The 19,911-nt window shown below is 60.7% G+C and carries 21 protein-coding genes; 8 read left to right on the forward strand and 13 right to left on the reverse strand.

Annotated features, from left to right (window positions below; translation table 11 throughout):
- Window positions 1-16 precede the first annotated feature (16 nt).
- The 6 genes from flgJ to BLU24_RS21205 all read right to left on the reverse strand — a co-directional run bounded on the left by flgJ (window position 17) and on the right by BLU24_RS21205 (window position 6,669).
- Complete coding sequence (flgJ, locus tag BLU24_RS21180) at window positions 17-1,336, reverse strand: flagellar assembly peptidoglycan hydrolase FlgJ (RefSeq protein WP_093103543.1); 1,320 nt, start codon at window positions 1,334-1,336, stop codon at window positions 17-19.
- A gap of 11 nt (window positions 1,337-1,347) precedes the next feature.
- On the reverse strand, window positions 1,348-2,436 hold the full coding sequence (locus BLU24_RS21185; protein ID WP_011333019.1) for a flagellar basal body P-ring protein FlgI: 1,089 nt from the start codon (window positions 2,434-2,436) through the stop codon (window positions 1,348-1,350).
- 27 nt (window positions 2,437-2,463) lie between these two features.
- Window positions 2,464-3,159 (reverse strand): flagellar basal body L-ring protein FlgH, encoded by a 696-nt coding sequence (gene flgH / locus BLU24_RS21190; protein WP_042558188.1) that lies wholly within the window; start codon window positions 3,157-3,159, stop codon window positions 2,464-2,466.
- 51 nt (window positions 3,160-3,210) lie between these two features.
- On the reverse strand, window positions 3,211-3,996 hold the full coding sequence (flgG, locus tag BLU24_RS21195) for a flagellar basal-body rod protein FlgG (protein WP_090282324.1): 786 nt from the start codon (window positions 3,994-3,996) through the stop codon (window positions 3,211-3,213).
- Between the two features lie 45 nt (window positions 3,997-4,041).
- Entirely contained in the window at window positions 4,042-4,782 is a 741-nt protein-coding gene (locus BLU24_RS21200; RefSeq protein ID WP_090282323.1) for a flagellar basal body rod protein FlgF, read from the reverse strand.
- A gap of 327 nt (window positions 4,783-5,109) precedes the next feature.
- On the reverse strand, window positions 5,110-6,669 hold the full coding sequence (locus BLU24_RS21205; protein WP_093103545.1) for a sigma-54-dependent transcriptional regulator: 1,560 nt from the start codon (window positions 6,667-6,669) through the stop codon (window positions 5,110-5,112).
- Window positions 6,670-7,041: 372 nt separating this feature from the next.
- Between BLU24_RS21205 and phhA the strand changes: the two genes are divergently transcribed.
- The 6 genes from phhA (at window position 7,042) to BLU24_RS21230 (ending at window position 11,447) form a co-directional block, all read left to right on the forward strand.
- Window positions 7,042-7,833: a phenylalanine 4-monooxygenase gene (gene phhA / locus BLU24_RS21210; RefSeq protein WP_090282320.1), complete on the forward strand. Its 792-nt coding sequence runs from the start codon at window positions 7,042-7,044 to the stop codon at window positions 7,831-7,833.
- A gap of 116 nt (window positions 7,834-7,949) precedes the next feature.
- On the forward strand, window positions 7,950-8,306 hold the full coding sequence (locus BLU24_RS21215; RefSeq protein WP_093103548.1) for a 4a-hydroxytetrahydrobiopterin dehydratase: 357 nt from the start codon (window positions 7,950-7,952) through the stop codon (window positions 8,304-8,306).
- Complete coding sequence (locus BLU24_RS21220) at window positions 8,306-9,499, forward strand: amino acid aminotransferase (protein WP_093103550.1); 1,194 nt, start codon at window positions 8,306-8,308, stop codon at window positions 9,497-9,499. The genes BLU24_RS21215 and BLU24_RS21220 overlap by 1 nt, the downstream gene beginning before the upstream one ends.
- 260 nt (window positions 9,500-9,759) lie before the next feature.
- Complete coding sequence (locus BLU24_RS28110; protein WP_258450101.1) at window positions 9,760-9,891, forward strand: hypothetical protein; 132 nt, start codon at window positions 9,760-9,762, stop codon at window positions 9,889-9,891.
- A 70-nt stretch (window positions 9,892-9,961) separates the two neighbouring features.
- Window positions 9,962-10,144 (forward strand): hypothetical protein, encoded by a 183-nt coding sequence (locus BLU24_RS21225; protein WP_093106885.1) that lies wholly within the window; start codon window positions 9,962-9,964, stop codon window positions 10,142-10,144.
- A 103-nt stretch (window positions 10,145-10,247) separates the two neighbouring features.
- Window positions 10,248-11,447 (forward strand): MFS transporter, encoded by a 1,200-nt coding sequence (locus tag BLU24_RS21230; RefSeq protein ID WP_093103553.1) that lies wholly within the window; start codon window positions 10,248-10,250, stop codon window positions 11,445-11,447.
- On the opposite strand, the gene arfB is transcribed toward BLU24_RS21230, so the two are convergent.
- Window positions 11,444-11,857 (reverse strand): alternative ribosome rescue aminoacyl-tRNA hydrolase ArfB, encoded by a 414-nt coding sequence (gene arfB / locus BLU24_RS21235; RefSeq protein WP_093103556.1) that lies wholly within the window; start codon window positions 11,855-11,857, stop codon window positions 11,444-11,446. The genes BLU24_RS21230 and arfB overlap by 4 nt on opposite strands.
- Window positions 11,858-12,084: 227 nt before the next feature.
- A complete protein-coding gene (locus tag BLU24_RS21240; protein WP_090282316.1) occupies window positions 12,085-13,497 on the reverse strand; it encodes an amino acid permease in 1,413 nt (470 codons plus the stop codon).
- A gap of 894 nt (window positions 13,498-14,391) precedes the next feature.
- Here BLU24_RS21240 and BLU24_RS27845 point away from each other — a divergent pair.
- Both BLU24_RS27845 and BLU24_RS21250 read left to right on the forward strand, forming a co-directional pair.
- Complete coding sequence (locus tag BLU24_RS27845; RefSeq protein ID WP_003222780.1) at window positions 14,392-14,529, forward strand: hypothetical protein; 138 nt, start codon at window positions 14,392-14,394, stop codon at window positions 14,527-14,529.
- A 72-nt stretch (window positions 14,530-14,601) separates the two neighbouring features.
- Complete coding sequence (locus tag BLU24_RS21250; RefSeq protein WP_093103558.1) at window positions 14,602-15,567, forward strand: leucyl aminopeptidase; 966 nt, start codon at window positions 14,602-14,604, stop codon at window positions 15,565-15,567.
- 212 nt (window positions 15,568-15,779) lie between these two features.
- On the opposite strand, the gene rluB is transcribed toward BLU24_RS21250, so the two are convergent.
- The 5 genes from rluB to BLU24_RS21275 all read right to left on the reverse strand — a co-directional run bounded on the left by rluB (window position 15,780) and on the right by BLU24_RS21275 (window position 19,901).
- Complete coding sequence (gene rluB / locus BLU24_RS21255) at window positions 15,780-17,000, reverse strand: 23S rRNA pseudouridine(2605) synthase RluB (RefSeq protein ID WP_093103560.1); 1,221 nt, start codon at window positions 16,998-17,000, stop codon at window positions 15,780-15,782.
- 142 nt (window positions 17,001-17,142) lie between these two features.
- Complete coding sequence (locus tag BLU24_RS21260; protein ID WP_090282312.1) at window positions 17,143-17,334, reverse strand: DUF1289 domain-containing protein; 192 nt, start codon at window positions 17,332-17,334, stop codon at window positions 17,143-17,145.
- Window positions 17,335-17,478: 144 nt separating this feature from the next.
- Window positions 17,479-18,438 carry an SMC-Scp complex subunit ScpB gene (gene scpB / locus BLU24_RS21265; protein WP_093103563.1) on the reverse strand — a complete coding sequence of 320 codons (960 nt, stop codon included), beginning with the start codon at window positions 18,436-18,438 and terminating at the stop codon, window positions 17,479-17,481.
- An 11-nt stretch (window positions 18,439-18,449) separates the two neighbouring features.
- Window positions 18,450-19,148: a segregation and condensation protein A gene (locus BLU24_RS21270; protein WP_172828192.1), complete on the reverse strand. Its 699-nt coding sequence runs from the start codon at window positions 19,146-19,148 to the stop codon at window positions 18,450-18,452.
- A 123-nt stretch (window positions 19,149-19,271) separates the two neighbouring features.
- Complete coding sequence (locus BLU24_RS21275) at window positions 19,272-19,901, reverse strand: L-threonylcarbamoyladenylate synthase (protein WP_016771124.1); 630 nt, start codon at window positions 19,899-19,901, stop codon at window positions 19,272-19,274.
- Between the last annotated feature and the right edge of the window lie 10 nt (window positions 19,902-19,911).

Here is a 19,911-nt window from a genome sequence, read left to right on the forward strand (position 1 = left end):
CTTATTACCTGGTGCCTTATAAAGGCGTGGTGGAGACACCCGCCGCAGCGTAGTTTTCGAAACTGTTCATCTGCTTGGCAATTTGCGAAATCTTGTTGGCGTAGTTCGGGTCGGTGGCGTAACCGGCCTTCTGCAACTCGCGTACAAACTGTTCTGGGTTATCGGCCGACTTCAGCACTTCTTGATAGCGATTGTTGCTCTGCAGCAACGTCACCAGATCGTGGAAGCTGTCCTTGTACGAGGCGTAGGAACGGAATTCGGCCGTCTCCTTGACCATCGCACCGTTGCGGAATTCGCTGGTGATCGCCCGGGCCGAATCGCCCTTCCAGTTGCTGCTGGCCTTGATGCCGAACAGGTTGTGGCTGCTGCTGCCGTCCTGAGCACGCATGACCGACTTGCCCCAACCGGTTTCCAGCGCAGCCTGGGCGACCAGATAACGCGGATCGACGCCGATGCGGTCGGCGGCTTCCTTGGCCATTGGCAGCATGGTGTTGACGAATTCGTCGGCAGAGCTGAAAGCCTTTTTCGGCGGCGCCAGCGGAATCTGCGCCATGGCACGACCGTAGACCTGCATCTGGCCGCCTGCGGCAGCCTTTTGTTCTTCGGCGCGGGCCAGCCAGTCGCCGTTGTACAGCGGGCCGGAACCACCGATCGCCGGGGTCGCGGCACGTTGTGGCAAGGCGTTGCTCGCCACCGCTGCGGTAGCGGCAGCAGCAGTTGCAGGCGCAGACGGCACCAACCCGGCGAGCAAACGATCAGCCAGTTTCGGCGGCAACGCCAGACGACGCTGATTGATCAATTGCATGTCGTTGCGGTGGGAGATATCGGTGTTCGGCGCATTCACCGAACGCGACGCCCACAACGGCCGTTCGCCATTGAGTCGCGACAACGGGCCGTTTGTGGCAACGGTGCCGGCGGCAATCGGCGTCGGCACCGCGGCCGCCTTGGCCAGCGCTTCCTGTTGCTTGGCGGCGGACGCCGCCGCCGCTTCGCCCGGGGCCATCGGTTTGTTCTTCGACATCTGCCGGATCAGCACGTCAGCCAGGCCAATACCTCCGCCCTCGCGGGACATGGAAACCGCCAGTTGCTGGTCGTACATTTCCTGATACTGCTTGGCAGCCGGCGTGTTCAGCGGGTTGTCCTGGCCGAGCGCGTCGGTGGCCGAGCGCATCGACTTGAGCATCTCGCCAAGGAACAGCGATTCGAATTCCTGCGCAACCTTGCGCATGTTTTCGTCACTGTTCTTGTCACCGACCTTGAGCTGGTTCAGACGATTGAGGTCGGAGTACGAACCCGAATCGCTGCTGCTGACCAGACCGCTTTTGCGCATATCCATGGTGGTCGGCCTCAGATCACGATCAGGTCGGCTTGCAACGCACCGGCCTGCTTCAGGGCTTCGAGGATGGCCATCAAGTCACCCGGTGCCGCGCCGACCTGGTTCACCGCGCGCACGATCTCGTCGAGGGTGGTGCCCGGGCCGAACTTGAACATCGGCTTGGCTTCCTGCTCGGCATTCACCCGCGAACGCGGGACCACTGCAGTCTGGCCGTTGGACAGCGGGCCCGGCTGGCTGACGATCGGGTCTTCGGTGATGGTCACGGTGAGGCTGCCGTGGGTCACGGCGGCCGGCGAGACTTTCACGTTCTGGCCGATGACGATGGTGCCGGTGCGCGAGTTGATGATGACTTTCGCCACCGCCTGACCCGGATCGACTTCGAGGTTTTCCAGGATCGACAGGTAATCAACGCGCTGGCTCGGATCGAGCGGCGCGGTGACGCGGATCGAGCCGCCGTCGATGGCTTGCGCAACGCCAGGGCCAAGCATGTCGTTGATCTTGTCGACGATGCGCTTGGCGGTGGTGAAGTCGGAGCGATTGAGATTCAGCGTCAGGCTGTTGCCCTGGTTGAAACCGCTCGGCACCGAACGCTCCACCGACGCACCCCCAGGGATACGACCGGCCGACGGAACGTTGACGGTGATCTTCGAACCGTCGCGACCTTCGGCATCGAAACCGCCGACCACCAGGTTGCCCTGAGCGATCGCATAGACGTTGCCGTCGATACCCTTGAGCGGCGTCAGCAGCAAGGTGCCGCCACGCAGGCTCTTGGAGTTACCGATCGAGGAAACGGTGATGTCGACCTGCTGGCCCGGCTTGGCGAACGCCGGCAGATCGGCACTCACCGACACCGCCGCGACGTTCTTCAACTGCACGTTGCCCGAGCCCGGCGGCACCTTGATGCCGAACTGCGAGAGCATGTTGTTGAAAGTCTGCAGGGTGAACGGGGTTTGCGTCGTCTGGTCACCGGTGCCATTAAGCCCGACCACCAGGCCGTAACCGATCAACTGGTTGGAACGCACGCCGGAAATGCTGGCGATGTCTTTCAGCCGCTCGGCGTGGGCACCGAAGGCAGCGGACATCAACGCGGCAGCCAGCATCAGGTGTTTGAATTTCAAAGTCGCCACCTAGAAAGGGAACAGCGGGCTGAGGAAGAAACGGTCGAACCAGCCTGGCTGACTCGTATCGGCAAACGCACCGGTACCCGAGTAGGTGATGCGTGCATCGGCGACGCGAGTCGACGACACAGTGTTGTCGGTGGCGATGTCATCGGCGCGGACCATGCCGGCGATGCGCACCAGTTCGTCACCGGTGTTGAGGGTCAGCCACTTCTCGCCACGCACGGCGATGATGCCGTTGGGCAACACATCGGCCACGGTCACGGTGATCGAACCGGTCAGGCTGTTGCTCTGTCCGGACTTGGCGTCACCCTTGGTCGAACGGTCGGCGCTGTAGCCAGCGTTCAGGCTCAGGTCGCCGCCACCGATCGGGTTGTTGGTGGTCAGGCTGGAGCCGAACAACGAGGTCAGACCGATGCTGTTGTCGCTGTTCTTGTCCATCTGCGAGTTGGCATTCTTGCTCGCCTGGGTGCGCTCGTTCAGGGTGATGGTGATGATGTCACCGACCCGGAACGCCTTGCGGTCGCTGTACAGGTTCTGCTCGAAACCGGCCTGATAGATCGAGCCGTTGTTGGCGGCAGCCGGCAACGGTGTGCGCGGCAACACCGGGGCGTAATACGGGTCATTGGGCTTGGGCGTCGGAGCGACGCAGCCCGCGAGCGAGACGACCCCACTCAATGCCAGAACAGATACAAAGCGATTCATGACCCTACCTCACGGTGTTGCTGGCGACCTCAGGCCGCCCCATAGACTTGATTACAGATTCTGCGTTACGAACGAGAGCATCTGGTCGGCGGTGGAGATCACCTTGGAGTTCATCTCGTAGGCGCGCTGAGTGGTGATCATGTTGACCATCTCTTCAACGGTGCTGACGTTGGACGTTTCCAGGGTGTTCTGCAGCGTGGTACCGAAACCGTTCAGGCCCGGAGTACCGACCTGCGGTGCGCCGGAAGCCGCGGTTTCCAGGAACAGGTTGTTGCCTACCGCTTGCAGACCGGCCGGGTTGATGAAGTCGGCGGTTTGCAGGTTGCCGATCACCTGGGCGGCCGGGTTGCCAGCGATGGTCACCGAGACGGTGCCGTCACGGCCGACAGTGAAGGTCTGCGCGTCGTTCGGAATGACGATGGCCGGCTCCAGCGCGAAACCGCTGGCGTTGACGATCTGGCCATTGGAATCGAGGTGGAACGTACCGTCACGGGTGTACGAGGTGGTACCGTCCGGTTGCAGGATCTGGAAGAAACCGCGACCGTCGATCGCCATGTCCAGCGGCTGCTCGGTGGTTTGCAGGCTGCCGGCGGTGAAGTTTTTCTGGGTGCCGACAATGCGCACACCGGTACCCACTTGCAGACCCGACGGCAGTTCGCTGTCCTGGGTCGACTGGGCGCCAGGCTGACGCTTGATCTGATAGAGCAGGTCCTGGAACTCGGCGCGATCACGTTTGAAACCCGTGGTCGAAACGTTCGCCAGGTTGTTGGAAATGGTGGTCAGGTTGGTGTCCTGGGCGGACAGACCGGTTTTGGCAACCCATAGAGCCGGAAGCATTCGATTCTCCTCGTGCGCCTGTTTTACGGCGCGACGTTCTGATAATTAGCTGATCTGCAAGACCCGAGCCATGGCCTGGTCGTCGTCTTTGGCGGTGTTCATCATCTTGACGTGCAACTCGAACTGCTTGGCCAGCGCCAGCACCGAGGTCATTTCTTCAACGGCGTTGACGTTGCTCGACTCAAGGAAACCCGAGACCAGTTTGACGTTGGCATCGGCCGGCGCCGGTTGGCCGTCCCTGGTGTAAATCGAGCCGTCGAGGCCTTTGTTCATGTTCTTGATGTCGGGGTTGACCAGCTTGATCCGGTCGACTTCGGCCATGACCCGTGGGCCCTCGCCCATCGCCCGAATGCTGATGGTGCCGTCTTCGCCGACTTCGATCTGCTGCTCGGGCGGCACGGCGATCGGACCGCCATTGCCCATCACCGGCATGCCGTTGCCGGCACGCAACACGCCGAGGGCATCGACGTTGAGGCTGCCGGTGCGCACGTAGCTTTCGCCGCCGTTGGGATTCTGCACGGCGATCCAGCCATTGCCGCTCACGGCAACGTCGAGGTCACGGCCGGTCTGCACCAGCGAGCCCGGGGTGAAGTCGGTGGCGGGCCGTTCGCTCATGGCAAACGCACGCGCCGGAAAGCTGTCACCGAACACCGGCATCGAACGCGCCTGTTCCAGGTCGCGCTGAAAACCGTTGGTGGAGATGTTCGCCAGGTTGTTGGCATGCGCCCGCTGCGCCAGTGCGTTCTGGCTGGCGCCGGTCATTGCCACATAAAGGTACTTGTCCACACTCTTTCCTCTGCATGCCGGACGTTTGCCGCCCACCGCTGTACTGCTGAGCCATAAGCAATTAGCAGACCAACTTTTTATTGGCGGCCCGAGGCCCGGTAAACAAAGGGCTTGAGGGTTTTGCGGGGGAAATTTGAAATGTATCGAAGACGAAAAACCGGCGGTGTCCTGCCGGTGAGTGGCAACCTTTGGCATCAGCCAACGGCGGCCACCCCCATCGCGAGCAGGCTCACTCCTACAGTTGACCGCGCTCCTTCAGATGAAACCCGGTTTCTGCAGGAGTGAGCCTGCTCGCGATGAAGCCATCTTAGCCGACGCAACTTCTGGCTATGACTCGGTTTTACCAACCTCATACTCACGCAACTTGTTGGCAATCGTGGTGTGCGAAACCCCCAGGCGCTTGCCCAGTTGCCGACTGCTCGGGTGCTCGGAGTACAGACGCTCCAGCACGGCTTTTTCGAAGCGCCCGACGATCTCGTCGAGATTTCCATCGAGGGAAAAATCGCCAAGCGGCTGACGCACGCCGTAATCCGGCAGGCGAATATGTTCCGCCTTGACCTTACCGCCGTCACACAGCGACACCGCCTGAAACAGCACATTCTCCAGTTGCCGTACGTTGCCCGGCCAATGGTAATGGCTGAGTCGATCCATCGCTGCCGGCGCCAGTTTCGGCAGCGTGCAGCCGATCTGCCGGCTGGCCTGATCGAGGAAATGTTCGACCAGCGGAGTCAGGCCATCGAGGCATTCACGCAGCGGCGGGATGTGCAGCGACAGCACGTTCAAGCGGTGATAGAGGTCCTGACGAAACTCGCCGCGTGCGCACAGCTCGGACAAGTCCACCTGCGTCGCACAGATCACCCGCACATCCAGATAAACTTCCTCGTCGCTGCCGACGCGACGGAAGCAGCCATCCTGCAAAAAGCGCAGCAGTTTGACCTGCAAGCGCGGGCTCATTTCGCCGACGCCGTCAAGAAACAGCGTGCCGCCGGAGGTCAGTTCGAGCAGGCCAAGTTTGCCTTCGGCGCGCGCGCCTTCGAATGCACCGGGGCCATAGCCGAACAGCTCGGTTTCGGCCATCGACTCAGGCAGCCCGGCGCAATTGAGCGCCATCAATGGCGACTGTCCGCGCGGACTGGCAAGGTGGCACGCGCGCGCGAGCAATTCCTTGCCGGTGCCGGTTTCGCCTTCTATTAATAGTGGTGCGTCGAGAGGTGCCATGCGCCGCGCTTCACGGACCACCGCCGCCATGACTTTCGAGCTCTGAAAGATGCTGTCGAAGCCGCGCAGCTCCTGCTTGCGTACGTTATAGATGCGCTCACCGACGCGGTCAGCGCGATGCAGCGTCAGCACTGCACCGGCCATGGCCTCGCTGTCGTCGTGCTCCGATTGCAGCGGCGCAATATCGGCGAGAAAGACGTCGCCCTTGACCTTGACGCGCATGCCGTTGATTCGCGATTTGTTGGCGCGCACCAGTTCCGGCAAATCGAAATCCTCGGCGTAACGCGACAGCGGAATGCCCGGCACTTCATCGACGCGCACGCCGAGCAACTGCGCCGCCGCGCGGTTGGCCGCGACGATCGAACCGCCCATGTCGATCGACAACACCGGAAACTCCAGTGCCCCGAGCAATGCGTTCAACTCCATGTGCCGGCGCTCGCTGGGCATCAGCCCGACCCGCTTGACGCCGAATACCCCGCCAATCGCTTCGAACTTCGGCCGCAGGGCCTGGAACTGGATGTTGATCAGGTTCGGGCAGTGCAGATAGATCGCATTGCCGTGCTCACCACCGACCTCACCGCGCGCGACGTTGATGCCGTAAGCCACGAGCAGGTTGAGAATGTCGCGCAGGATGCCGATGCGGTTCTGGCAGTGGACTTTGATGCGCATAGAAAGAGGCCCGGTTGAACGAGGAGAAACCTGTAGGAGTGAGCCTGCTCGCGATAGCGGTGTGTCATTCAGATCAGTGCTGTCTGACACACCGCTATCGCGAGCAGGCTCACTCCTACAGGGGAACAGCGCACGACTTTATGTCGAGGCGAGCAATTTGTTGTCAAGATTATGTGACACCCACCGCCCTTTTCAAACCCGCCAATCGCCGCAAATGCGACTTATCCGGCAAAGCGTAACGATTACTTTACGAAAACCAGAGAAAATTCCTACGCGCAGGTGGTTCAACCTGCTGCACATCCACACTTCTCGGGTAATCCTCTGTCCATCGCTGGACATAACAAAAACGAATTCCCCTAGCAGGAGAGCAGCATGAAGCAGACGCAATACGTGGCTCGCGAGCCCGATGCGCAAGGTTTTATCGACTACCCCGCCGAAGAACATGCGGTGTGGAACACGCTGATCACTCGCCAATTGAAAGTGATCGAAGGGCGTGCCTGTCAGGAATACCTGGACGGGATCGAAAAACTCGGTCTGCCCCACGACCGCATCCCGCAGCTCGGCGAGATCAACAAGGTGCTTGGCGAAACCACCGGCTGGCAGGTTGCGCGCGTGCCGGCGCTGATTCCCTTCCAGACGTTTTTTGAATTGCTCGCCAGCAAGCAGTTTCCCGTCGCGACGTTTATTCGCACCCGCGAAGAACTGGACTACCTGCAAGAGCCGGACATTTTCCACGAGATCTTTGGGCACTGTCCGCTGTTGACCAACCCCTACTTCGCTGAATTCACCCATACCTACGGCAAGCTCGGCCTGCAAGCGAGCAAGGAAGAACGCGTGTATCTGGCGCGCCTGTACTGGATGACCATCGAATTCGGTCTGGTCGATACGCCGCAAGGCAAGCGCATCTACGGTGGCGGCATTCTGTCCTCGCCAAAAGAGACCGTTTACTGCCTGTCAGACGAGCCTGAGCATCAAGCCTTCGATCCGCTCGAAGCGATGCGCACGCCGTATCGCATCGATATCCTGCAGCCGCTGTATTTTGTCCTGCCCAACCTCAAGCGCCTGTTCGACGTCGCGCATGAAGACATCATGGCCATGGTGCGCCAGGGCATGCAGCTTGGCTTGCACGCGCCAAAATTTCCGCCGAAACCCAAAGCCGCCTGAACCGCGACCTTTGCTGACAATTGCGCCTGTGCGTCGCCGCCACTTTGGTTTAGCGTGACGGTACCGACGGGCGCACACCCTTGAATAAAAAACACACTCGATTTCAGGAACCGACCATGTCCACTTTGAACCAAGCCCACTGCGAAGCCTGCCGCGCCGATGCGCCACAAGTCAGCGATGAAGAACTGCCGATCCTGATCAAGCAGATCCCTGACTGGAACATCGAAGTCCGCGACGGCATCATGCAGCTGGAGAAAGTCTTCCTGTTCAAGAACTTCAAGCACGCGCTGGCGTTCACCAACGCCATCGGCGAAATCTCCGAAGCCGAAGGTCACCACCCGGGCCTGCTGACCGAGTGGGGCAAAGTCACCGTGACCTGGTGGAGCCACTCGATCAAAGGCCTGCACCGCAACGACTTCATCATGGCCGCGCGCACTGACGAAGTGGCCAAGACCGCAGAAGGACGCAAGTAATGCACTTCGACGCCATCGGCCGGGTGCCCGGCGACCCGATCCTCGGCTTGATGGAGGCTTACGCGCAGGACAGTAATCCGCGCAAGTTCGACCTCGGCGTTGGCGTCTACAAGGACGCCCAGGGCCTGACGCCGATTCCCGAGGCGGTGAAAATTGCCGAAGCGCGGCTGGTGGAAAGCCAGGACACCAAGACCTACATCGGCGGCCACGGCAATCCGCTGTTTGGCAAGGTCATCAATGAGCTGGTGCTTGGCGCCGACTCGAAGCTGATTGCCGAACAACGTGCCGGCGCCACCCAGACGCCGGGCGGCACTGGCGCCTTGCGCCTGGCGGCCGACTTCATCGCCCAGTGCCTGCCGGGCAAAGGCGTGTGGCTGAGCAACCCGACCTGGCCGATCCACGAAACCATTTTCGCTGCGGCCGGGGTCGAGGTCAGTCACTACCCGTACGTGGGCAGCGACAACCGCCTCGACGTCGAAGCGATGCTCGCCGTGCTCAAGGAAGCGCCAAAGGGTGATGTGGTGCTGCTGCATGCCTGCTGCCACAACCCGACCGGTTTCGACCTCAGCCATGACGACTGGCAGCGCGTGCTTGAAGTGGTGCGCAGCCGCGATCTGTTGCCGCTGATCGACTTCGCCTACCAAGGATTTGGCGATGGTCTGGAGCAAGACGCGTGGTCGACGCGGTTGTTCGCGGCACAAGTGCCCGAACTGCTGATCACCAGCTCCTGCTCGAAGAACTTCGGCCTGTACCGCGACCGCACCGGGGCGCTGATCGTCTGCGCGAAAAGCCCTGACAAGCTGATCGACATTCGCAGCCAACTGGCCAACATCGCCCGCAACCTGTGGTCGACACCGCCGGATCATGGTGCTGCGGTGGTGGCAACCATTCTTGCCGATCCGGAGCTGAAAGCCCGTTGGGCCGATGAGGTGGAAGCCATGCGCCTGCGCATCGCGCAACTGCGCAGCGGCCTGGTCGAAGCGCTGGAACCGCACGGTTTGCGCGAACGCTTTGCGCATATTGGCGTGCAGCGCGGGATGTTCTCCTACACCGGTTTGTCGCCGGAGCAGGTCAAGCACCTACGCGAGCGGCACAGCGTGTACATGGTCAGCTCCGGCCGGGCCAACGTCGCCGGCATCGACGCCACCCGCCTCGCCTTGCTTGCCGACGCCATCGCTGACGCCTGCAAATAATACAAACACCGCAATTCCCCTGTGGGAGCGAGCCTGCTCGCGATGGCGGTGTGTCAGTCAGCTTCAATGTTGATTGATACAACGCTATCGCGAGCAGGCTCACTCCTACATTTTTTTGCGTTGACCTCTCGCCCTGCGGCCATCTGTCGCATTAATTTGAATTAAAAGTCTGATTGTCATTTTTCCTGCTGTATCCTGCGCAGGCTTTGTAAAAGCGCGGAGCACCTGATCTATCAACAGACTTAGCGAGGAGCGCAACCATGCACGAGATTCCTAATCTCCCCTTCCCAAGCCTGCACGTACCTGAGCAGACGACCCCGCAACACGCCGGCGCCGAAAAGCCCGAGCCGCAAGAAGCCGCTGACAGCCGCAAAGCCGACAGCGAAGCGTAAGACCCGCCGTACAGACCGTGTGGAAAGCGCTAACATGCGCTTTCCACACTGCCTGAAACCCGAGCCCGCCATGACCGACGAATTCTCCGAAAGCCAAGCCGCCGTCCTGATCGGTGCGACCGAGAAAATGATCGACATCTGGAACCGCCTCTCCCCCGAGAAACAGGCCGCCCTGCTCGCACGTTTCGGCAGCGAAGAGAACGCCCTCGCCGCCTTGGTCACCACTCAACTGGTTGCTCCAGCCCAGTCCTGAACGCGCCGCCGGGCAAATAGTTTTACTTTTCCCAGCCTCTGATCGGTTCACGCCGGTATCATGAGCAGCCTATCTAATCTGCTGCTCCCGTGGATCGTTACCCATGTCGTCCTCTATACCCGAGCCCCAGCGCCCTCTGGCGGTTACGCTGCAAGTCGTTTCCATCGTCCTTTTCACCTTTATCGGTTACCTGAACATCGGCATTCCCTTGGCGGTGTTGCCCGGTTACGTGCACAGTGACCTCGGTTTTGGCGCGGTGATCGCCGGGCTGGTGATCAGCGTGCAATACCTCGCGACCCTGCTCAGCCGCCCCTACGCCGGCAAGATCATCGACAACCAGGGCAGCAAACGCGCGGTGATGATCGGTCTGGCCGGCTGTGGCTTGAGCGGTGTGTTCATGCTGCTTTCGGCGTGGACGCCAGGCCTCCCGCTGTTCAGTCTGATCAGCCTGTTGATCGGCCGTCTGGTATTGGGCAGCGCCGAGAGTCTGGTCGGCTCCGGCTCGATTGGCTGGGGCATCGGCCGCGTCGGTGCGGTCAACACCGCCAAGGTGATTTCCTGGAACGGCATCGCCAGCTACGGCGCGCTGGCGATCGGTGCGCCGTTCGGCGTCTGGCTGGTGGGCCGGTTGGGCCTGTGGAGCATGGGCGTCAGCATCATCCTGCTGGCCCTGCTCGGCCTGGCGCTGGCGTGGCCAAAAACCGCCGCGCCGATTGTTGCCGGTGAGCGCCTGCCGTTCATCCATGTGCTCGGTAAAGTCCTCCCCCATGGCTGCGGCCTGGCGCTGGGCTCGATCGGTTTCGGCACCATCGCCACGTTCATTACCCTGTATTACGCGACGCAGCATTGGGACAACGCGGTGCTGTGCCTGAGCCTGTTCGGCGCCAGCTTCATTGGCGCGCGGCTGCTGTTCGGCAACCTGATCAACCGCCTCGGCGGCTTCCGCGTGGCGATTGCCTGCCTGTCGGTGGAAACCCTCGGGTTGTTGCTGCTATGGATCGCACCGGATGCACACTGGGCGCTGGCGGGTGCGGCGTTAAGCGGGTTTGGCTTTTCGCTGGTGTTTCCGGCGCTGGGCGTCGAGGCGGTGAATCTGGTGCCGGCCTCAAGCCGTGGTGCGGCGGTGGGCGCTTACTCGCTCTTCATCGATTTGTCGCTGGGCATCACCGGGCCGTTGGCCGGGGCGATTGCGGCGGGATTCGGTTTCGCTTCGATCTTTCTGTTCGCTGCGCTTGCCGCGTTGAGCGGGCTCGGCTTGAGCGTCTATCTGTACAAGCACACCGCAAAATACCGCGAGAACTAGAAATCGATCTTGCCGCGCCCGGCCTTGATGTCGCCGCGCTTGGACTTGGATTCGAGCCGGCGCTTCTTCGAGCCGAGAGTCGGCTTGGTCGGGCGGCGTTTCTTTTCCACTTTGGTCGCGCTGAGGATCAGCTCGACCAGACGTTCCAGCGCGTCGGCGCGGTTGGCTTCCTGGGTGCGGTATTGCTGCGCCTTGATGATCAACACGCCGTCGCTGGTGATGCGACTGTCACGCAGCGCCAGCAGCCGTTCCTTGTAGAACTCGGGCAACGATGAGTTGGGAATGTCGAAGCGCAGGTGCATGGCGCTCGACACCTTGTTGACGTTCTGCCCGCCGGCGCCTTGCGCGCGGATGGCCGTCAGCTCGATCTCGGCATCGGGCAGATGCACGTTGTTGGAAATCACCAGCATGGAAAAGCGTCCGTATTCAGAGGGTGCAGGATACCTTGGAAACGAATCTCAAGCCTGTCACAGATCCCCTGTAGGAGTGAGCCTGCTCGCGATAGCGGTGTATCAGGTACATATTCGTCGACTGACACACCGCTATCGCGAGCAGGCTCACTCCTACAAGGGAATTGCATGAGGCTGAAAACAACAAACCCGGCACTTGGCCGGGTTTGTTGTTTCTGCTTAAGCGCTTACTTGGCGATCACCGGGACCGCCTGCTGCGCACTGCGCTTGTTCTTGATCAGGTAGCAGACCCACATGAACACCACCCACACCGGAATCGCGTACACCGAGATCTGAATGCCGGGGATCAGCAGCATCACCCCGAGGATGAACACCACGAACGCCAGGCAGACGAAGTTGCCGTACGGGTACCACAGCGCCTTGAACAGCGGCGTCTGCCGGGTCTGGTTCATGTGCTGGCGGAACTTGAAATGCGAAAAACTGATCATCGCCCAGTTGATCACCAGCGTCGCAACCACCAGCGACATCAACAGTTCCAGCGCATGTTGCGGGATCAAATAGTTGAGCAGCACGGCAACCAGCGTCACTGCCGCCGACGCGAGGATCGAACGCACCGGCACGCCGCGTTTGTCGATCTTCGCCAGGCCTTTCGGCGCATCGCCCTGCTCGGCCATGCCCAGCAGCATGCGGCTGTTGCAGTAGGTGCCGCTGTTGTACACCGACAGCGCCGCCGTCAACACGACGAAGTTGAGGATGTGCGCAGCGGTATTGCTGCCGAGCATGGAGAACACCTGCACGAACGGGCTGCCGCTGTACGAATCACCCGAAGCGTTGAGGGTTTCCAGCAGGCTGTCCCACGGCGTCAGCGACAACAGGATCACCAGCGCGCCGATGTAGAAAATCAGGATGCGGTAGATCACCTGATTGATTGCTTTCGGGATCACGGTTTTTGGCTTGTCAGCTTCGGCTGCGGTGAAACCGAGCATTTCCAGACCGCCGAAGGAGAACATGATGATCGCCATGGCCATCACCAGACCGCTGACGCCGTTGGGGAAAAACCCGCCGTGAGACCACAGGTTAGTGACCGAAGCCTGAGGGCCGCCGTTGCCGCTGACCAGCAAGTAGCTGCCCAGCGCAATCATGCCGACGATTGCCACGACCTTGATGATCGCGAACCAGAACTCGGCTTCACCGAAGACTTTGACGTTGGCCAGGTTGATCGCGTTGATCAGCACGAAGAACGCCGCCGCCGAGACCCAGGTCGGGATATCCGGCGCCCAGTAGTGAATGTACTTGCCGACGGCGGTCAGCTCGGACATGCCCACCAGGATGTACAGAATCCAGCAGTTCCAGCCCGACAGGAAACCGGCGAAGCCGCCCCAGTATTTGTGCGCAAAATGGCTGAAGGAACCGGCCACCGGCTCTTCAACGATCATCTCGCCCAGTTGGCGCATGATCATGAAGGCGATGAAGCCGCAGATGGCGTAGCCGAGGATCATCGACGGGCCGGCGGATTTCAGCACCCCGGCCGAGCCGAGGAACAATCCGGTACCGATCGCGCCACCGAGGGCGATCAGTTGAATGTGGCGATTTTTCAGGCCGCGTTTCAGCTCGCCTGACTGCGAGGGTTGTCCACTCATGAAAAAGGTCTCACGCAAGGTTTGATGGTGTGCAGTAGACGTTGCTGCAAGGTTGCGATTTCAGGCAGCCCCGATCAAACCCCAGCGCAGGCACCAGGAGTTCAGCTTGTTTACAACGGTCATGCGTCACCTGCTTGTTTTTATCTGTGACGAAATCGAACCCGGCACGCTTGTGGCGCGACGGAGTGAACAAGGCGGGTAGCCTTGAGATTTGCGCGATTACGCAGAGGGTCACAGTTAAAACGCGGCGCATTGTACACCGCTAACCCCCTGCTGCCAGACTCCGCTGGATCAGCGTGTCGGTTGCCGGGATTGCGTGTGTCCGCCTCGAGAGGTTCGGGCGGCTGCGAAAATTGAGTCAGGCCTTTGCAGACCATCGGCGTGGACGAGGAAAAAACCGTCCCACGGAGCGAAGTGGAGATCAGTCACGGCGTTCATTGCGCCTCCTTCTTGTTATGCACCTGCACGGCAGGCATGGGCCCCATCTCACCTTGCAAACGCCGCTGAAACAAGCGCACCAGAGCCTTGCGCGGCCCCCGGCAGGACGGCATTCGGCAGATTTTCCTTACAGCGCTTCGCTTGTTGGTGATTCAGGCGGTCTGGCGCTGTTTTTCGTAAATATTCTCTGACAGTGCGTAACGTAAAGTTTCCAATTCAGAACAATCCGTAGGACGTCTGCAAATTGACGGTAGCAAGCTTGCTAATGAAATGCGCAGGCTAGTTTTTTGTTTTCAAATAAGAAAAACCAGCGCAAAAAACAGAACAAAAAGTCTATTTAAAAATTAAATGGATAATTTTTTGCATTACAAAAGCCGCTGAACTAGGTTTTTCACGACTCGCCGGCCACCTCGACCGGCCAGTCATAAACCGTGAAAGTCATCTAGGAGATCGACCATGCAAGCACTGGAAAAAGACTTGGATACCGAACTGCAACTGGACGAATGGTTTGAAGCACCGACCCATGAGGCCGCCGTGGAAATGATGCAAGCCGACGCGGTCGTACCGTTCGGCACGGCGATGTGGCCTCTGTAAGACATCCCCGGGCAGGCACGGTCCGGCCGGTCGTGCCTGCCGCTTCATTTCCCGGTCAGTCAGGGAGGACTCATGGACAAGCCCCGCGCCATCTCGCATTTCCTTTACTACCTCGAACACCACCCTGCCCTCGCCGGCCTCGATTCGGCAAAGGTATTGCTCGGCCACACCGCCGATTACGAAGCCCTGACCGGTGCCATCGCCGAACAGGCCGGCGAGCATCCGCGCTTCCGTTTCAGCGCCCGCCGCCTGGACCTGGAAAGCACCGCAGCGCTGGCCGAGGCGATTGGCGACAGCGATCTGTACATTTTCTTCTACGACTCTTCGACCCTGCCCAACCCGCGCCCCGACGGCCCGGAATTCGTCCGCGCGCTGCAAGCGGTGATGGCGGAAAACTGGAAGAAGTCGCTGCTGTTCAAGGATTACGGCGATTATTTCTACGACACCTTCAGCGTCACCCCGCAGCGCATCGCCGGCCTCAACAGCCACTTGATCCAGCGCATGTCGCAGGCGACCACGTTGAGCTTCAAGGACGATGACGGCTCATGGTTCGAAACGCCGATGAGCAGCATCAAGAAATGGACCGACATCAACGGGGTCGGCAACTTTGACTTGGCCCCTGGCGAGATCGCCACGCACAGCGAAGCCATCAACGGCCATGTGAAATTCAAGGGCACCTTCCTCAGCACCATTCCGTTTGCGCGCAAGTACGGCGTGCTGGAATCACCGCTGGAACTGTGGATCGAGAACTCGACCATCAGCCGCATCGCCACCGACGTGCCGGGGCTGGAGCATGATTTCAATAAATACCTCGACGCCAACCCGTCGAACCGGCGCATCGAGGAACTAGGGATTGGCACCAATGAAGGTGTGAAGGATTTGTACGCGCGCAATGCCGGGTTTGAAGAGCGGCACTGCGGACTGCATTTGGGCCTGGGTGGCGGAGCCAAGGGCAGTCATCACCTTGATTTGATCTTTTCTGGCGGGGTGTTGGCGCTGGATGACAAACCGGTATTCGACGGGCGATTTGTGTTTTAAGGCTGGAATTGACGGTGCAGCTTCAGGCCTCATCGCGGGCAAGCCCGCTCCCACAGGTTTCGTTGGTGTACACAATATCTGTGAACGACAGAAAACCCTGTGGGAGCGGGCTTGCCCGCGATGGGGCCTGCCCAGCCACCACCACACTTTCGCCAGATGAAAAAAAACGCCAACCCTGCGGTTGGCGTTTTTTCATTCGGCACTAAACCCGATTACTCCGGCTTCTTGCGTCCAAACCCCGGACGCTGACCCGAACCGGCCGGTGCGCCACGGCGCTTACCCGAAGGCTTGTCACTGTCGACAAGTTTGATCCCCGGACGCTTCGGCGCCGGTTTGGCCGGGCGCTTGTTGGTGGTGTCCGCCGGACGATCCGCCACTGGCGTACCGCGACCGGCCGGTGCACGACCTTCGCCACGCTCGGTACGGCCGTTGGCCGGACGCGGTGCTCGCTCGCCGTCGCGGGCGATCGGCTTGCGACCTGGACGCTCGCCTTCGATCTGCGGCTCACGGCTCGGGCGCGGCGCGGTTGGCGCGCCAGCGGCAGGACGCAGGGTGCGCACGCGCTCGGTCTTGGCCATCGGCCGCGACGATTTGCGCTGCATGCGTTCCAGTTTGTCTTTGCTCTTGGCGTTCAACTGCGGCATCGCCACCGGGGTCAGGCCGACTTCAGCGCTAAGCACGTCGACTTCGTACTGGCTCATTTCGCGCCAGCGGCCCATCGGCAGGTCAGAGTTGAGGAACACCGGACCGAAACGCACACGCTTCAGGCGGCTGACCACCAGACCCTGCGATTCCCACAGACGACGCACTTCACGGTTGCGCCCTTCCATGACCACGCAGTGGTACCAGTGGTTGAAACCTTCGCCGCCCGGGGCCTGTTGAATGTCGGTGAAACGCGCCGGGCCGTCTTCCAGCACCACGCCGGCTTTCAGGCGCTCGATCATCTCGTCGTCGACTTCACCGCGTACACGCACGGCGTATTCACGGTCCATCTCGTAGGACGGGTGCATCAGGCGGTTGGCCAGTTCACCGTCGGTGGTGAACATCAGCAGACCGGTGGTGTTGATGTCGAGACGACCGATGTTGATCCAGCGGCCTTCTTTCGGACGCGGCAGCTTGTCGAACACGGTCGGACGGCCTTCCGGGTCGTCACGGGTGCAGATTTCGCCATCGGGCTTGTTGTACATGATCACGCGGCGGACCGACTCGGCGGCTTCTTCGCGCTTGATCACCTTGCCATCGATGGTGATGGCGTCGTGCATGTCGACGCGCAGGCCGAGGGTGGCGTCTTTGCCATTGACCTTGATGCGGCCCTGGCTGATCCAGGATTCGACGTCACGGCGCGAGCCGACGCCGATACGGGCGAGGACTTTCTGCAGCTTTTCGCCTGCTGGTCCGATTTCCTGGTCGTCTTTCTGATTGATGTCACTCATCTGGGCACCTCCCGGTGTGGTCTGTTCAGGCGGCGCCTGAAGCATTGGAATCTGGTCTTCGGCCGAAGGGATCGGCGAAGGGTCGCGAATCATACGCGGATGTACGGCATTGCGCATCAGAGACTAGCTGATCGAACGCAGGTTATTTGTTTTTCCGCCGACCGGCACCGCGCAGTTTGATCAGGCGCAACGCGGCTTCGGCGAGCACGGTGCGCTTGTCATCCTTGTCGAGTTTTTTCCAGGCCTTGATTTCGCGCTTGCTGCGGCCGCAGCCGAGGCAGATGTCGTCGGAGAATTTGCAGAGGCTGATGCACGGGTCTTTGGTCGAACTCATCGCTGTCTCCAGAAACACACAAGTCCCTTGCAGGAGTGAGCCTGCTCGCGATAGCGGTGCGTCAGTCGGCATATTCTCGTCAGATACACCGCTATCGCGAGCAGGCTCACTCCTACAGGGGACGGCGGTGTTCTTTAAATGGGGTCAGTCCTCGAATTCGCGCCGTTCGGCTTCGATGGCTTCGGCCAGTGCGCGGGCTTCGGCTTCTTCTTCGCTGAGCTCGGGCTCCGGCGGTTCAAGGGCGGCGACGGCGGCCAGGAGTTTCTCACGGGCCTCGGCGACACCGAGAACGTCGTCTTCAGCCTCGGCTTCAGGCTCGGCTTCGAGTTCAACGTCAAGGGTCGGCTCGCTCAGCTCAGGCTCGCTGATCGATGTTTCAGCATCAGCACCATCGCGCAGCAAATCGTCAAAATCGGTCTTGATCCCCTCCTCCATGCTGTCCAGCTCCAGCAGCAGGCTGTGGAAGCTGGTTTGCTCTTTTTCTTCTTCCGGCTCGGCACTGGCATCGGCCAGTTCCTGCAGACTTTGCGGCACCGGCGCGTCGTCGAAATCGAGGACCGGTTCGGCTTCCATCTCGCGCAGTTCGGCCAGCGGCGGCAGGTCTTCGAGGTTTTTCAGGTTGAAGTGATCGAGAAACGCCTTGGTAGTGGCAAACATCGCCGGCTTGCCCGGCACGTCGCGGTAACCGACGACGCGGATCCACTCACGCTCGAGCAGGGTTTTGGTGATGTTGCTGTTGACCGCCACGCCACGCACGTCTTCGATCTCGCCACGGGTAATCGGCTGGCGATAGGCGATCAGCGCGATGGTTTCGAGCAAGGCGCGGGAGTAACGTTGCGGGCGCTCTTCCCACAGTCGCCCCACCCACGGTGAAAACTTCTCGCGGATCTGCAAGCGGTAGCCCGACGAGACTTCCTTGAGTTCGAAGGCGCGCCCCTCGCAGGACTTGCCCAGCAGGCTCAGGGCTTTCTTGAAGACCGCCGGCTCCGGCCGCTCGCCTTCTTCGAACAGTTCATACAGGCGCTCAAGCGATTGCGGTTTTCCCGAGGCCAACAGAAAGGCTTCAAGCAGGGGCGCCAGCTCGCGGGGTTCAGTCAGGTTCATACAGGGACTCGTTATTCGGCTCGGGCTCGCACGTGGATCGCGGCGAACGGCTCATTCTGCACCAGCTCGACCAAGGATTCCTTGACCAGTTCCAGGATCGCCATAAAGGTCACCACCACACCGAGGCGACCTTCTTCGGCGGTAAACAGCTCGACAAACGGCACGAAACCGCCGCCCTTGAGCCGCTCCAGCACATCGCTCATGCGCTCGCGGGTGGACAGCGCTTCGCGGCTGACCTGGTGACTTTCAAACATGTCGCCACGGCGCAACACTTCGGCCATGCACATCAGAATCTCTTCCAGCGCCACGTCGGGCAGCAGCTTGCGCGCCCGCGCTTCCGGGGCATCGAGCTTGGGCACGATCACATCACGACCGACACGGCTCAGGCCATCAATACCTTCGGCAGCGGCCTTGAATCGTTCGTACTCCTGCAAGCGGCGGATCAGCTCGGCGCGCGGGTCGTCTTCTTCGTCTTCGACGGTTTCGGCGCGCGGCAGGAGCATGCGCGATTTGATCTCGGCGAGCATCGCCGCCATCACCAGATACTCGGCAGCCAGCTCCAGGCGCACCGACTGCATCAACTCGACATAACCCATGTACTGGCGGGTGATTTCTGCCACCGGGATGTCAAGGATGTTGATGTTCTGTTTGCGGATCAGGTACAGCAGCAGGTCGAGCGGGCCTTCGAAGGCCTCGAGAAAGACTTCCAGCGCATCCGGCGGAATGTACAGATCCAGCGGCATTTCCATGACCGCCTGGCCATAGACCATGGCAAACGGCAGTTCCTGCTGGGCGCCGGCCTGTGGATCGACGACGGTTTCCACTGCGGACATTCAGGCCTCGACCATGAACGGCGTCGGGTCGCCGCAACCAACGCGGACTACTTCCGGGTCGTCGCCGGTGAGGTCAATCACCGTGGACGCCTTGATGCCGCCAAAACCGCCGTCGATGATCAGATCAACCTGATGCTCGAGCAACTGGCGCATTTCGTACGGATCGCTGAGCGGGTCTTCATCGCCCGGCATGATCAGCGTTACGCTCATCAGCGGCTCGCCCAGTTCGGCCAGCAGCGCCAGCGCGATCGGATGGCTCGGCACGCGCAAACCGATGGTGCGCTTTTTCGGGTGCAGCAACAGGCGCGGTACTTCGCGGGTGGCGTTGAGAATAAAGGTGTACGGGCCCGGCAGATGCGCCTTGAGAATACGGAACGTGCCGGTGTCGATCTTGGCGTAGTTGCCCAGTTGCGACAGGTCGCTGCAGATCAGCGCAAAGTTATGTTTCTCGTCGAGCTGACGCAAACGGCGCACGCGCTCGATGGCGGTCTTGTCGCCAATCTGGCAACCGATCGCGTAGGAAGAGTCCGTGGGATAGATCACCACCCCGCCCTTGCGGATGATCTCGACCGCCTGTTTGATCAGGCGCGCTTGCGGGTTTTCCGGATGTATCTGGAAAAATTGACTCACATTCTCTACC

The sequence above is a fragment of the Pseudomonas sp. Z003-0.4C(8344-21) genome (assembly GCF_900104975.1).
GTDB lineage: Bacteria > Pseudomonadota > Gammaproteobacteria > Pseudomonadales > Pseudomonadaceae > Aquipseudomonas > Aquipseudomonas granadensis.